Origin of the sequence: Methanosarcina mazei S-6 (genome assembly GCF_000970205.1) — an archaeon.
Classification (GTDB): domain Archaea; phylum Halobacteriota; class Methanosarcinia; order Methanosarcinales; family Methanosarcinaceae; genus Methanosarcina; species Methanosarcina mazei.
In genome coordinates this window covers 2574509-2588570 of the sequence record NZ_CP009512.1, presented here as the reverse complement: position 1 = coordinate 2588570, position 14062 = coordinate 2574509, and the positions used below count along the sequence as shown (strand labels likewise).

Genomic DNA, 14062 nt, shown 5'->3' with positions numbered 1-14062 from the left:
GACATTATTCGGATTTTTTCTGTCCCTATTTTCGTTCCTCTTTCCTCTTTTCTTTTTATTTCATTTTTTCATTCTTATTTTCTGCTCTCAAGCGCCTCTCTTATAGGTTTTATTGTAAGGGCTCCTGGAGTTCCTTTCATACTATGGGGAGGCCAGCTTCCGGATTTTATTTCTTCTGAGTTCTCATCGTGTTCGTCTTCGAGAAGGAGAATCACACCTATGTCAGAAGGGATATCATCGACCATCTTCGTGCCACAGGCATCGAGTTCCCCCAGAGATTCTCTTCCCTTTTCCGGGTCAAAAGGGGCGGTACAGCCTCTAACGACATTTGTCCGAAATCCTCTTTCGAGAAATCCGAGAGTGTTATGGTAGATGCAGACCTCATCGACAAGCCCTGTCATGAACACTTCGTCAATTCCAAGCTCTGCCACCTTCAGTTCAAGTTCGGGGTTTGTAAAAGCGTCGTAGTGGTCTTTGGAAATCCTGAAAAGAGAGACTGTACCGCTGTTAACCACTTTTTTCACCAGGGCTTCAATAGGCTCGACTATCGTCTTCCCCAGCGGGGCTACAAGCCTGCCTTCGTATTCTTTTCCTTCATGTTCATATTTCTCGAATACGAAGTCATTTGTCATGTCCATAATTATCAGAGCTTTCAAATTTCCACCACTTTTCCCTGACTGTTTTGTCCTTTCTTAATTCAAGCATTTTTATTTACTTTTTTCTATATCTCTCACTTAACCTTCTCTCACTTAACCTTCTCTCACTTAACCTTCTCTCACTTAACCTTCTCTCACTTAACCTTCTCTCACTTAACCTTCTCTCACTTAACCTCCTCCAACCGGAGGGATGAGGACGACAAGGTCTCCTTCCTTCAATTCTGTTCCGGGTCCCCGGAGATAATCAATATCTCTTCCGTTAACAAGGAATCTTAACCTGGGATTCTCGTCCTCGAAGGGTTTTCCCGCCGCTTCTTTAAACTCCGCTCCAAAACGAAGTTCCAGAAATTCAAGGAGGTCTTTTACAGTATACCCTGAATTCAGTTCAAACTGCATCTCGTGAGCCCCGGCTATCTCGCGGATAGAGGCAAGAAATTTCACATTTATTTTCATTTTCCCGTTGTTTCCCATCAGGCAATCCCGAGTTCTTTTAACTTTTCTTCCGTGGGCACTCCATCAATCCAGCCTCTGAGTTCGTAATATTTATCAATCATTTCAGGCACATGAGAGACCTGTCCCCTGGAAGGTCCGGCGGGGGTGGGTTCTGCTGTAAGGCGCTTTGGGAGAGCGTCCTGAACGCTGTTAAAGCCGTACCTGTTGTTCATATGGCGCTCAAGGTTCGTAATCCTCTCCCCTATCTTAAGCAGTTTTTCGGGATCAAGTTCCATGCCCGTGATAGCCTGGAGCATCCCTGCATACTGGGGAAGCCCGAGGGCAAAACTGGTAAAGAGGCAGATAACACTTGAGTTGATCACCGAACCAAGATCCTGCATAAAAATGGTCCACTCCGGCTTTCCTTCCGTTGAATAAGGGTCACGCTTCTCAGGAATCCCGAGGAGTTCGGATGGAATGGTATAGCCGTAAACGTGGTCTCCTCCGCGATTTGAGGTTGCATATTCAAGCCCTATCCCCTGGATCGGACGGGGGTCATAGGCAGGAAGTTCCATGCCTTTGACGTTTATTGCGTATTCCGGAGCCTGATACTTTTCCGCAAGCTTTCTCGAGCCAAGCGCAAGGTCAGCCCCAAAACCTGCTTTATACGCTGCCCTCCAGACGCACTCAACCATTGCTCCGGGGTCCCCGAACCTCAGGTTAAAACCCAGTAATTTTTCTTCGGGAATTTTTCCTTTCTCTACAAGTTCCATGGCACAGGCTATAGTCCCTCCCATGGAAATCGTATCTATCCCGAACTCGTTGCAGAAGTGGTTGGCTTTTATGACAGCATCGAGCTCTTTTACTCCGCAGTTGGAGCCCAGAGCAAAAATTGTCTCATACTCAGGACCTTCAGTATACTTTACACTGAAAGGGCCGTCAGGAACAAAGGACTTTCTTCCGCAGACAATCGGGCAGCCCCAGCAGCCTGTAGTCCCTGTAAGATAACTTTCAGCGAGTTTTTCTCCGCTCTGTTCATCGGCTTCAGGGAAATAGCTCTGCTGGAAGTTTCTTGAGGAATAGGCTCCGTGTGCATTCACTATGTTCACAAGGACCGCAGTCCCGTAAACATGCAGGCCTCCTTTTGGCCCTGTTACCGGGTTTTCCCTGATGAGGCTCATGGATTCGGCAACTTTTTCAGCAAGCATTTCCGGATTTGCGGATTTCTGCCTCTGGTTTCCGGAAACAACAATGGCTTTTAATTTCTTGCTGCCCATAACAGCCCCTGAACCTGTCCTGCCTGCTGCCCTGTATTCGTCGTTCATAATACAGGATATGAGGCTCAGGTTCTCGCCAGCTGGCCCTATACACGCAATGGAAGTTTTCTTCGGGTCTGTCCCTGCCCTGTTTAGCAGTTCTTCCGTAACAGCAGGTACGGTCATGCCCCAGATTTCAGGAGCTTCGACAAGTTCAGCCTTCCCATCTATAATGGTCAGGTAAACAGGTTTCTCAGAAATGCCTCTTATAACTATTGCGTCATAACCTGCAAACTTCAGGTAAGGTCCCCATTTCCCTCCTGAGTTCCCGCTCCCGACTGCCCCTGTAAGCGGAGATTTACTCGTAAGCACATGGAAACGCCCGCTGGTTGGCACTCTTGCTCCTGTGGCAGGGCCTGTTGAGAATACAAGGAGGTTATCCGGGTCAAAGGGCTGCATATCATCCCTGAACTCATCGTATATGAGTTTCAGTCCGAGACCTTTCCCTCCAATATACCTCCTCAGTATCTCTTCATCCGGCATTTTGTCCTTAAGCTCTCCTGTTTCAAGGTCAACATCTAGAATTTTTCCCGCATAGCCCCCTAACATAGATTATTTCCTCCCATAGTATCTTTTTTAGTTTTTGGAATATTCTTTCTTCCGGTTTCCGGCAGCAATCCCCAGCTCCAGTCCCAGAAACTGGCTCAAAAGAGAAACCGCCGGATCACTTTCAAACATCTGCCTCAATGAAATCTAATTCTGGCTTGAAGCGATATAAATTAAATATATTCAATTATATAACTCCCCCTTAATATAAAGATTCACGTAAACAGGGGATCATTGAAACAGCCCTGATATGCCGGAATTCGAAGTATATTTAAAAACAGGATATAAAAATAGGGATTTGCAGTTTTAATTTTATCTATTTTAATTTTAAATCACAAATCCTCAGTTTTGTGAGTTTTTTTCCTCAGCCTGGGACTTTAAAGAACCTTGCCGTACATTGATTTTTATCATGAATTCAGTACCGTTATCTCTCTTTAGCTCGATTTCCCCTTCAAGCTGGTCTACCAGGATGTTTACAAGCTGCAAACCAAGAGAATCCGAGTTTTCCAGATTTATTGTTTCAGGAATTCCAGCCCCGTCATCCGAGACAACCAGTACATAACCTGTATCTGCAGTGCCTGTATCCTTTCCAGCAGGTCTTTTCTTATTCTTTTCCATTCCGCTTTCGGTTTTTTCTTCTCCGCCACTCCCTTCTTTAAATAGTTTGATCTGAATTTCCCCTTCGCTTCTACCTTTAAATGCGTGTTTTAAAGAGTTGGAAACAAGTTCATTGACAATTATCCCTAAAGGAACAGCCGTATCCATGTCAAAAAATATATCCTCTTCAAGATCCGTATATAAACTGATGCTGGCATTTCCAAGGCTGTATGTCTGGAAAAGATTCTCAACGAGTTTTTCAAGATAAGGAGAAAAATACAGTGCGTTATTTCCTCCGCCTTCATGGAGTTCTTCGTGAATCAGGGCAATAGACATTATTCTGTCCTGGCTTTCCCTGAAAGCATTAAGAACATCGGAGTTTTTAATGCATGTCTTGCTGCTGAAATTTTCAGCCTGGAGATCCAGAAGAGATGATATGACCTGGAGGTTATTCTTTATCCTGTGGTGGATTTCCTTCTTACGGGCTATCTCAAGGTTTACAAGTGTCTGTTCGGCTTTTTTACGCTCAGTGATATCCTGAACCGTTCCTTTTACTTTAATGGGGATATTTTCCTCATTAAAAACTGCCTGAGCCCGCATGTGTACTGTACGTTCCTCCCCGCTGTCCAGCACAATCCTGTACTCAATACTGGAAGTTTTTTCACTTCCAGCTTTCCTTGTGGAGGAGTCAAAATAGTCCCTGTCATCGGGATGTATATAATTCAGGTGTTCAGTGTAAACCGGAGCTGGCCTGTTAGTATCCCGTCCGAAAATATGGTACATTTCTTCAGACCAGTATGTTTTATTAGCTGCAATATCCCATTCCCAGTTCCCTATATGGGCCATTTCCTGGGCTTCAGCAAGGCCTTTTTCGCTTTCTTTTAATGAATAATAGGCTTTTTCCAGTTCTGCGGTTCTTTTTCTTACCAATCTTTCCAGATTCTCAAGTGTTTCTTTCAATTTAGCTTCTGCTATTTTTTTATCTGTTATATCACGGGAAATGGCAAGGACAGAGTTTACTTTCTCATCAATAAATTCAGGAACCAGCTGTGTATTAAAATAGTAATCTTTTCCTTCAGGGGACATGTAATTGAATTCAATTGTTTCGGGTTTTCCTGTTATGAAAACGTTTTCAATACTCTCTTCCCAGAACTTTGTTGTTTCAGGATCTATTCCCAGTTCAATACTGTTTTTCCCCATGATTTCTTCCGGAGAGTAACCTGAAGGCTCTGCAGCAGCAGGGTTAACGTAAATGTAGCGTTTTTGTCTGTCATATCGGGCAATTATATCAGGAGAATTTTCAGCCAGTGTACGGAACTCATTTTCTCTCCTGATAAGGGCTTCTTCAGCCTGTTTACGGTCTGTGATATCTGTGAACATCCAGATACAGCCTGCAAAATTTCCGTCCCTGTCAAAAAAGGATTTGGTATTAACAAGTGCCCATAAGGGAGAGCCATCTTTACATATAAATTTGAATTCATGGCTTTCATCTATATCCTGATGCTTTTTTTCCCTGATCTTTTCGGAAACACACCTGTCTTTTTCATCTATGAAGTCCCACCCGGGTCTGCCTATCATCTCTTGCTGAGTATATCCCAGCATCCCGGACATTTTTTTATTTACATAAATGGTCTTATCTTCAGCGTTAATTATCCATATCCCTTCATTTGCTGCCTCTAAAAAACTGCGGCATTTTTCCTCACTCTCACGCAGCGAATTCATCAGTACGTTGCGTTCTTCCAGAGCCTGATATAACCTGAAATTGCTGTAACTTACCTGTAAGACCATGCTGGCAAATTTCATGAAGAAGGACATTCCTGTGTTTACAGCTTCCCTGCTCAACCTCGGGACTTTTTCAAGAGCCTCTATGTATTCCTTTTCATTAAAGCCATATTTTCCTGCCCTGGCTCGGAAAAACTCATAATCCAGAGGTTCATCATCAAAAAAGAAGTGCCCTGAAAAAATATTGCCTACATGCTGATCGCTGACGATAATTGGGGTTACCATCTTCCACATACTGTTTCTGCACCTGCACAGCTTAAACTCTCCAGGCGCAATACCTTCTGCCAACTTCGCACTATTTTCGATACAGCGTTTGCAGGTCTCAGGATCTGCCCTGTGGTACCTGATGCAGATATCCTGCCAGCCGACGCCCACCAGAATATTGCCTTCAAGGTCTTCCAGGCACATAGGGATGCGGGCAAGCTTATAAAAGTCCTCCATGAGGGACTGGACCGCCTGAACATCAGTAATCTCAGCAAGTCCTTTTTCTTTTATCTTCCGGGAAGGTGAGGAAATGTTCTCGAGCCTGATGTATTGTTCAGCCTGGTTCAGAAGATCTTCCACCCGTTCATTTCCTGTAGTCTCGGCACCAGGCTCTCTTAACTTTTTCTTCATTCAGGATCCCCAGCTTTTAAATCTAACTTTGAAAACTATGATTTGAAAACTATGATTTGAAAACTATGATTTGAAAACTATGGTTTGAAAAACTTCAGCTTTGAACATTTATAACTGATTGCTTTCTGGTGTGTTTTCTGGTGTGTTTAATACTGTACTGGTTACCTTATTTTTAAGAACCGTTTATGAGTCAGGGGAATTTTTCTGAAACTGCTGTCTAATTATACGGAATATGCCGTTATTCTTTTTAAAAACAGAATTAACCTGCCGCCAATTAAATGTTTTTATCATAAATAATGTCAATAATATATTAATATTTGCGCCCCTTACTGTTATAATGTAAGATGAAAGTCATTTTATTAAACACGTAAAAAATCCTGTAAATATAAAGTATATCTGGAATATATCTAGAAAATACATCTAAAAAACATCTGGAAATCCATCTTAAAAAAACATCTGGAAAATACATCTGGAAAATACATCTTAAAAATGCATCTGAAAGCTTCAGGGAACTTTATGCCTTGGTAATGTATTCGTACCTGACATCTGCCCTTGTAATCTCTGGCAGGTCTCCCCACATGCCTATGTACTCCCCCTGGATCACAAGCGCGCCTTTTATTCCCGGAATCCCCCTGATAGCCCTGAATGATATCTCTACTGCCTCTTTTCCTGTCCCCACTTCGTTCCCGAGTGCTGTTGCAGCCGCATCTGCAAGAGAAACATCGTCAGAAAACACAGCAGCTGCATCTGCCATCCCGAAGCTGATTGAAGGTCCTACTGTGCCTGCAGAGGTGCAAACACCCGTTATAGAGTCACGCGGTTCGAATACAAGCCCCAGGTTCCTGATAGGGGACTGCCCCGAATAGATCCCGACCACAACAGGCCTGTCGTTTATAAGTGCGATATCTCCTCCGTTGTCTACTATAGCATATTTTGCTCCGGCTTTTACCATAGCTTCCACTGCCAGGGCAGAGATAGTGCCCGCAACTGCACTCATCGGCCCTATTCCTATCGTGTTTCCTGCTTTTATCATCCTCCTTACGACCTCAGGGGCATTTTTCGGGCATTCATAGGGTTCGAGTGTGATCTGAAAATAGGGGTCTGAAAGGATATAAGTCTCAAGAACCGCCCTGTGGGTGCGGATTGCTTCTTTTGCGGCTTCTATATATTTCCGGTCGCAGGCTGCGATAGTAACTATGGTTTCTTTGAGCTGGAAATGTTCTTTTATCGGGGTTCCGGCAGGTTCTTCGGGTTCTTTAACAGGTTTTCTTGCGGGCTCTGGCATGCTGGTCTACATGGAATTTATTGCTTAAAAAAGAAATGCTTTTCTGAAATGACTTAGTTTTTTGAAATGACTTAAAGTACTGGACCAGAATATTGAACTTAAATACAGAACCTCTTTTTAATGTTCTTAATAACGAATGCAGAAGGCACGGATGAAAAATTTGAAAAAAAGGTTTTGGCGGCTTTTTCAATCGTGCCGCCGGACTGATTTTTTTCTCATATGATTTTTGATTCACTTTGATCCCGGTTCAATTATTGTCTGGATCAAAATGTAAGTTAGAGCTGTAGCTTTTTCATCCTTTCCACAGCTTCTTTGATCCTTTCAACCGGCTTTGTGAGTGCAAACCTGATATAGCCTTCGCCGGCATCTCCAAAGCCCACTCCCGGAGTAGCTACAATTCCGGCTTCTTCGAGCAGGAGTTTTGCAAAACTGATCGAAGTGAAGCCTTTCGGGACCGGAGCCCAGATATAAAATGTGGCTTTAGGGGGCTTTACTTCAAGGCCCATGGCAGTTAGCCCCTCTATAAGAGCATTCCGCCTTTCTTCGTAGATTTTGTTTGTTTCATTAACGCAGTCCTGGGGGGATGAGAGGGCTGCGATGCCTGCGATCTGGATTGCATCAAAGACGCCTGAGTCCACATTGGATTTGACTTTCCCGAGCCCTTTTATCAGGTCTTTATTTCCTACCGCAAAACCTAGTCTCCAGCCTGTCATATTATAGGTTTTCGAGTGGGAATAGAGTTCCATGCCGATGTCCATAGCCCCTTCTGCTGCAAGGAAAGAAGGTGCTTCGTAGCCGTCGTAAGCCATCTGGCAGTACGCGTTGTCATGGACGGCAATGATGTCATGCTTTTTACAGAACTTTACTACTTTCTCAAAGAACGCCATATCAGCAGTTGCTGCAGTTGGGTTATTCGGGTAATTAAAGAAGAAGAGTCTGGATTTCTTCAGAACATCTTCAGGGATTGAGTCCAGGTCAGGCAGGAAACTATTTTCAGCCTTGAGGGGCAGAGGATACGGTTCTCCACCTGCAAAAAGAGTCCCGATCTTATATACGGGATACCCTGGCTCAGTATAGAGCACAACATCTCCGGGATTGACGAAAGCCAGCGGGATGTGAGCCACAGCTTCTTTTGACCCTATCAGGGAAAGGACTTCAGTTGCGGGGTCGATCTCAATTCCTTTATATTTCCTGCACCATTCAGCCGCAGCCTTCCTGAATTCGGGCATCCCGGCATAAGAAGGGTACTGGTGCGTCCCGGGGTCGCAGACAGCCTTCTGCATGGCTTCAACAATATGCGGGTGTGTCGGTAGGTCGGGATCTCCCACGCCAAGGTCTATTACGTCCACTCCCTTAGCAATTAATTCGTCTCTTGCTTCATCGATAGCTGCAAAAAGGTATGGGGGTAATGCGTTTATGCGGTCTGAATACATTGGAAAAGTCACCTGAATATGATTTACAGTGTATAATTCTGCATAATTACTGCAGTGGGGCTATTAAAAGGTATGGTTAAGGGATCCTTCTTTATCCTTGATAAGTTATTTTATAAAAGTTTTTATTGGCATTAAAAAGTAACTGAGGTAAAACCGGATAAACTGGACATATACTGCGTGGAAGGTAATACCTTTATTATGTAGAAACTGGACAAATACAGGAAGGTTTCCATATTTCTACTAGCCGGGAAAACAATAGTTAAAATGTCCTCCCAGGATCGATATAAAACGAAAATTTTAACCTGCTATTCTGGTCTTGACAGATTTTCTAAAGAACCTTAATCTAAAGAGCCTTATTTATGATTCATAAAGTAAATACATAAAAATGCTAAATCTGGTTATGGGGCTAATATATGGATGAGGTAGAAATAAATGGGTTGCACATCGCATTCGAGAGGAAGGGAGAGGGGTCGCCCCTGATTCTTCTTCACGGGGCTCTTAGTGACAGCCGGATGTGGCGCAGGCAGCTTGATGAACTGTCCGACGAGTTCACAGTGGTGGCCTGGGATGCACCAGGATGTGGACGCTCGACAGATCCACCGGAAACTTTCCGTTTGCCTGACTTTGCAGACTGTCTTGCTGCATTTATCGAGGAAATCGGCCTGGTAAAGCCTCACATTCTCGGTCTGTCATTCGGTGCCGGACTCGCACTTGAATTTTACCGTCGTTACTCCAGCATCCCGAAGTCTCTCATACTGGCTTCGGCTTATGCCGGGTGGGCAGGGTCCCTTCCACCCGATGTAGTGGAAGAACGCTTACAACAGGGGCTTCAGCAATCCAGATTGCCACCACAGAAGGTTGTTGAAAAGTGGATTCCAACGCTTTTCACAAAATCAGTGCCTGTAGAGGTAATCAATGAGACCGCAACAATTATGTCAGAATTCCATCCCGCCGGAATGAGAGTGATACTACGCTCTTTCGCTGAGGCTGATCTTCGTGACATGCTTCCAACTATCAAAGTACCTACACTGCTGCTGTATGGTGAAGCCGATCAGCGTTCTCCTCTTTACGTTGCCGAGGATCTGCATGCCAGGATTCCAGCATCGAAGCTTGTGATCATACCCGGCGTCGGTCATGATTGCAGCCTTGAGGCACCGGAGATTTTCAATGCCGAGGTGCGCAGCTTTCTTCAAGCGAATACGAAATAATCTGGTACATGTTGATTTGAAAAAAATGGGTATAATTGGGCACTGAGTTATCCATTGGCTGCCAATTCTTCAGAAAGTGAAGGAAATTTTTTCCTGTCTTTTCAGGGATAGAAGGCCTTTTTGTTATTTCTTTAAGAGCCGTGTATATGAATCTACGGCAATGTGGAGTAAAATGTGTAGGATTGCAAGAAGAAGGTTAAATCTTAAAAATAATTGATATTATTGATTTTTCCAGAAAAAATTAGAACATTGCAAAGTTTTATAAAGTATGAATGTAAATTTTTGTAGTGTGTCTAAAATTAAAACTGTCTTTCTAAGTTTTATCGCATCTGAAATATTTATTTTAGCTATAGAAGTAACTTTTGGCATACCGCTTAATGCTTTTTATTATATGGGTCTTAATTTTACAAGACCTGTTGATGTTTCTTTTCAACTTCTGTTCAACGGCGATGAACAGGTTGATCTCGCTGGAAGCTCATTGTTTATGAAAGGTCTGATCAGCATATTATTATGGTTCCTTACATCCCCTGCTCTTTTGATTGCAATTGTAGTTTACATTTTAGCACCTGAGGACGAAAGCATGATAGTCCCTGATCCTTATGCCCATATACGTTAGCATTCTCTATAATTTAGTAATAGGGCGTACATCGTGAATCTGAAACTGACTATCTAAAACTGATTATTTAAACTGATTATTTAAACTGATTATTTAAACTGACTATCTAAAACTGACTATCTAAAACTGATTATTTAATCTGACTATCTAAAACTGATTATTTAAACTCACTATCTGAAACTGACCATCAGAATCCTTACTATCAGAAACATCAGGCTCCGATAAAAAAAATGGAAAAAGAAGTAGTTGTAAATAATTTTGAGACTTCGATCTAATCTTTTTTATTCAGTCTGGTAGTCTCCTGCTTTTTCCAGTGTCAGGTTTTTAGCTTTTAAGAACCTCAACTGCCAGGTCAGCATTGATGATATAATCAAAACTGATAACCTCGTCCCATTTCTGCTGCATAAACATTGACTGGAAACAGACCCCGATAATTTTTCGTTTATTTGAACCTTCAAGGACCTTTTCTGCAATCTCCTTAGCTTTGTCAGGGCTGACGCCGATCTTGGGCATCGCAAGCCCGCCGAGCAGGACAACAGCATCAGCATGGGCGTCTATAGGTTCTCCAAGTTGCATCCCTTCAGGAGTCATGGATATTAACCTGGCTTTTTCAAAGTCCATATTGGGAATAAAAATAAGTTTTTTGTCCCTGGCAACAAAACCCATAAGTTCTGCGAAGGGGGTGCAGAAACCCGGTGTTCCGACAAATGTAATCTTTTCTACTCCGTTCAGGAGACTCTTGAAGCTGTTCAGGATGCCTCCTACTCCCTGTGAGGTATTTATTATCTGCATGAAACTCTTCTCCTTATTCATCTATTATAAAAAATTCTGCTTTTAACCGCTTTCTACAGTACCTACTTTCACAATAAGATTGGAAACATTCCCATAAATAGGTTGAGTTTAAAGCCGGAGTCATTTCAGGACTGCCAAAACTGGAAAAATATTGAAAACAGGGGAAAAGTGGAGAAAAATAATGTGGAGAAAAATAAGAGAAGAATGAGATGAGGTGAATGCCTTCTCAAACTTTCCTGATTCCGAAGGATTCAAGCAGGATTTCGGGGTAGAGCCCACCGCTCGAAATTGTCTTTTTATTCTTTAAGTCGTTTACTGTTACTCTTGCAGGAGCGAACATGCCTGCGTCGACTTTGAAGAAGTCAAAGTTCGCTGCCTTGAAGGTCTGGTAGAACGGCTTTCCGAAATCGTCTGAGGTTGTTGAGGGGACTTTTCTTACAAAGTCTTCGAGTTTAGCCAGTTCACCTTCGAAGCTGACAGTATAGTTGGTTTCGCCGCAATAAATGACACAGTCATTGGTTGAACCCATGCACTGGACATCGTTTCCAACTATGGGGGCGATAGGGGCAATTCCGTACCCGCTCTTTATGCAGTTGATGTCAAAGCCAATAGATTCAAATTTGTGGATACCGGTTTCAACGACACGGGCTGAAATCTGGACAGAACCTGCAATGGAAGCTGTAGGCGCAACAGCGATCATGACATTTTCCGGGTCTACACTGCAGTGTTTTGCAATGTATTCCACGACTTTTTCATCCGGGAGTTTGTCGGATTCCATGACAAGGACAGCAGCTTCGAAATCATCTTCATAACCGATCTCTTCATAGAGCTCTTTTGGCTTTAAGCCAAGCGCACGTGCGGGACCTGAACCCATACCGAAATAGTTGCCTACAGAGATTCTCCAGCCAGCATACTGGGAAGCCATACAGGCGATTACAGGGTTGTCGGTTGCTACCTGGATGGCAGGCCATTTGATGCCGTTGAGGTCAAAGGTGCTGTATTTAAGGTCAGCAAGGTCAGCAAGGCAGAGTCTTGCAAGGTACATCCCGGCTTCATATCCGCCTTCGGCTTTAATCCCACAGTCGATGATTGTGGCGCCATTTTCAAGCTTGATTACTTCCGTTTTCAGGTCTTCGCTCCAGTCGAGCATCTCTTCGATGACGTATGAGCCCATTTCGTTAACGCTTATCAAAATATCACCTTACATGTCAGTCCGAGAATTGTTTGTCCCGGTTCTCGAAATAGTCTATTGATACTGTTTACATACAGGAATTACTGTAAGCAGAGTATTGGTCAGATAGCTGGCTACCAATAGCTGATTTTCCCGGCTGGAAGTTTATCCTGCCAGACAAGTATCATATCGGATAACCGGGTACAATATTGAATAATTAAGTACAAATAATCAGGCAATTAATATCAGGCTCCGAACAACTTAGCCAGTTAGCTTAAGTTGTTTCTTCCTGATTTGCTATCCGTATAAGGAAGAATCCAATATATAGATACTGTTATAATATTTTAGTTATTTGATATTAGTCTGCGAGAAATACCATCAGATTATAAATATTCTATCATTCCTTCGGACGGTGCCGTCAACGGCAAGCCCCACCTCGTCTCCTTTTTCAGCTTTTTGCAGGCTCATGCCGTTTTTTATCAGGGAGGTGACCCTCTGCTTCAGATATGTGGTGCTTCCTTCGATAAGAATTTCGTTTCCTATTTCAAGCCCTTCTTCAAGCAGCTTTATTGCTGCGGCATGCTGTCTGGGATAATAATTTTCTACAATTCCCGCAGCCCTGCGCTTTTTCTCTGAGGCATTCATACTTTTTTCAGGAGAAAAGCCTTCGAGGCCGGGAATTCCGAAGTAAAAACCAGTAGAAAAGCCTCTGTTATATACCGACGAAAGTTCGGAAAGCCATGAATCAACTTTTTCACGAGTGTATGTCCCTTCTTTACAGGCATCAATTGCTTCCCTGTAGCAGCGTGAGACCACTTCCAGATATCCCGGGTCTCTCAGCCTGCCTTCTACCTTGAAAGAATCTATCCTGGCTCCGAGAAGAGCCGGAATATGTTCTATCATACATAAATCTTTTGCACTGAGGAGGTATTTTCCCCTGCTTTCCATGACAAGATTGTTTTCCCCGTGAAGCTCCCATTCCCAGCGGCAGGGCTGAGCGCATTCCCCGCAGTTTCCGGATTTTCCGAGGACATAGGCGGATAAGTGGCACCTTCCTGAAACTGCCATGCACATCGCCCCGTGGACAAAAGTTTCGACCTCGACCTCGCTCCGTTGCCTGATTTCCCTGATCTCCTCTAGGGACAGTTCCCTTGAAAGCACTATGCGCTCTGCACCAAGGGCTCTGTAAAACTCTGCAGTTTCGTGGTTTGTAGTGTTTGCCTGCGTGGAGATGTGGATCCTGAGGCCGGATTTGCGTGCTTTCAGGATTACAGCCGGGTCCCAGGCAATAACTGCGTCTACCCCGGCTTTTGCGGCTGCGTTTATTACATTTCCTGCTTCTTCAAGCCTGTCTTCATTTACTGTTGAATTCACAGCCAGATAAGCTTTTAAATTCCGTGCTTTTACCTCAGATACGAACTCCTCAAGGTTTTCCAGATTAATCTCTTTTGCTTTTGCCCGAAGGCTGAGCCTGTCAGTTGAGAAATAAACCGCATCTGCATATTTATAACAGGCTTCAAGCCCTGCAAGGTTTCTGATGCCCATTATGAGTTCCGGGCCTGGACTGTTATGCATGGAAGAGGGAATGCCTTAACTCCAATTTAAAAATATCC

The 14062-nt window shown here is 43.6% G+C and carries 11 protein-coding genes; 2 read left to right on the top strand and 9 right to left on the bottom strand.

Annotated elements, in window-relative coordinates:
• Window positions 1-74 precede the first annotated feature (74 nt).
• From MSMAS_RS11040 to MSMAS_RS11015, 6 genes are all read right to left on the bottom strand, one after another.
• Window positions 75-656 carry a cysteine hydrolase family protein gene (locus tag MSMAS_RS11040; protein ID WP_011034555.1) on the bottom strand — a complete coding sequence of 194 codons (582 nt, stop codon included), beginning with the start codon at window positions 654-656 and terminating at the stop codon, window positions 75-77.
• Window positions 657-824: 168 nt separating this feature from the next.
• On the bottom strand, window positions 825-1127 hold the full coding sequence (locus tag MSMAS_RS11035) for a MoaD/ThiS family protein (protein WP_015412699.1): 303 nt from the start codon (window positions 1125-1127) through the stop codon (window positions 825-827).
• Complete coding sequence (locus tag MSMAS_RS11030; protein ID WP_048040661.1) at window positions 1127-2953, bottom strand: aldehyde ferredoxin oxidoreductase family protein; 1827 nt, start codon at window positions 2951-2953, stop codon at window positions 1127-1129. The genes MSMAS_RS11035 and MSMAS_RS11030 overlap by 1 nt, the downstream gene beginning before the upstream one ends.
• Window positions 2954-3292: 339 nt before the next feature.
• Window positions 3293-5944 (bottom strand): PAS domain S-box protein, encoded by a 2652-nt coding sequence (locus MSMAS_RS11025; RefSeq protein ID WP_048046559.1) that lies wholly within the window; start codon window positions 5942-5944, stop codon window positions 3293-3295.
• Between the two features lie 514 nt (window positions 5945-6458).
• On the bottom strand, window positions 6459-7229 hold the full coding sequence (locus MSMAS_RS11020) for a UPF0280 family protein (protein WP_048039458.1): 771 nt from the start codon (window positions 7227-7229) through the stop codon (window positions 6459-6461).
• A 275-nt stretch (window positions 7230-7504) separates the two neighbouring features.
• A complete protein-coding gene (locus MSMAS_RS11015) occupies window positions 7505-8662 on the bottom strand; it encodes an LL-diaminopimelate aminotransferase (protein ID WP_048036407.1) in 1158 nt (385 codons plus the stop codon).
• A 413-nt stretch (window positions 8663-9075) separates the two neighbouring features.
• Here MSMAS_RS11015 and MSMAS_RS11010 point away from each other — a divergent pair, with 413 nt between their 5' ends.
• The gene (locus tag MSMAS_RS11010; protein WP_015412704.1) at window positions 9076-9870 is read left to right on the top strand and encodes an alpha/beta fold hydrolase; all 795 of its coding nucleotides are present in this window, start codon (window positions 9076-9078) and stop codon (window positions 9868-9870) included.
• Window positions 9871-10159: 289 nt separating this feature from the next.
• Complete coding sequence (locus tag MSMAS_RS11005) at window positions 10160-10486, top strand: hypothetical protein (protein WP_011034562.1); 327 nt, start codon at window positions 10160-10162, stop codon at window positions 10484-10486.
• 324 nt (window positions 10487-10810) lie between these two features.
• Here MSMAS_RS11005 and MSMAS_RS11000 read toward each other — a convergent pair whose 3' ends face one another.
• The 3 genes from MSMAS_RS11000 to MSMAS_RS10990 all read right to left on the bottom strand — a co-directional run bounded on the left by MSMAS_RS11000 (window position 10811) and on the right by MSMAS_RS10990 (window position 14024).
• A complete protein-coding gene (locus tag MSMAS_RS11000; protein ID WP_011034563.1) occupies window positions 10811-11278 on the bottom strand; it encodes a DUF2124 family protein in 468 nt (155 codons plus the stop codon).
• A gap of 226 nt (window positions 11279-11504) precedes the next feature.
• Window positions 11505-12470 carry a methenyltetrahydromethanopterin cyclohydrolase gene (mch, locus tag MSMAS_RS10995; protein ID WP_011034564.1) on the bottom strand — a complete coding sequence of 322 codons (966 nt, stop codon included), beginning with the start codon at window positions 12468-12470 and terminating at the stop codon, window positions 11505-11507.
• Between the two features lie 357 nt (window positions 12471-12827).
• Complete coding sequence (locus MSMAS_RS10990; RefSeq protein WP_048046558.1) at window positions 12828-14024, bottom strand: peptidase U32 family protein; 1197 nt, start codon at window positions 14022-14024, stop codon at window positions 12828-12830.
• Between the last annotated feature and the right edge of the window lie 38 nt (window positions 14025-14062).

Bases quoted from the DNA above. Each gene is read 5' to 3' on its own strand.
- MSMAS_RS11015 (WP_048036407.1), bottom strand. From the start codon at position 8,662: ATGTATTCAGACCGCATAAACGCATTACCCCCATACCTTTTTGCAGCT.
- MSMAS_RS11025 (WP_048046559.1), bottom strand. From the start codon at position 5,944: ATGAAGAAAAAGTTAAGAGAGCCTGGTGCCGAGACTACAGGAAATGAA.
- MSMAS_RS11000 (WP_011034563.1), bottom strand. From the start codon at position 11,278: ATGCAGATAATAAATACCTCACAGGGAGTAGGAGGCATCCTGAACAGC.
- MSMAS_RS10990 (WP_048046558.1), bottom strand. From the start codon at position 14,024: ATGCATAACAGTCCAGGCCCGGAACTCATAATGGGCATCAGAAACCTT.
- MSMAS_RS11030 (WP_048040661.1), bottom strand. From the start codon at position 2,953: ATGTTAGGGGGCTATGCGGGAAAAATTCTAGATGTTGACCTTGAAACA.
- MSMAS_RS11010 (WP_015412704.1), top strand. From the start codon at position 9,076: ATGGATGAGGTAGAAATAAATGGGTTGCACATCGCATTCGAGAGGAAG.
- MSMAS_RS11020 (WP_048039458.1), bottom strand. From the start codon at position 7,229: ATGCCAGAGCCCGCAAGAAAACCTGTTAAAGAACCCGAAGAACCTGCC.
- MSMAS_RS11035 (WP_015412699.1), bottom strand. From the start codon at position 1,127: ATGGGAAACAACGGGAAAATGAAAATAAATGTGAAATTTCTTGCCTCT.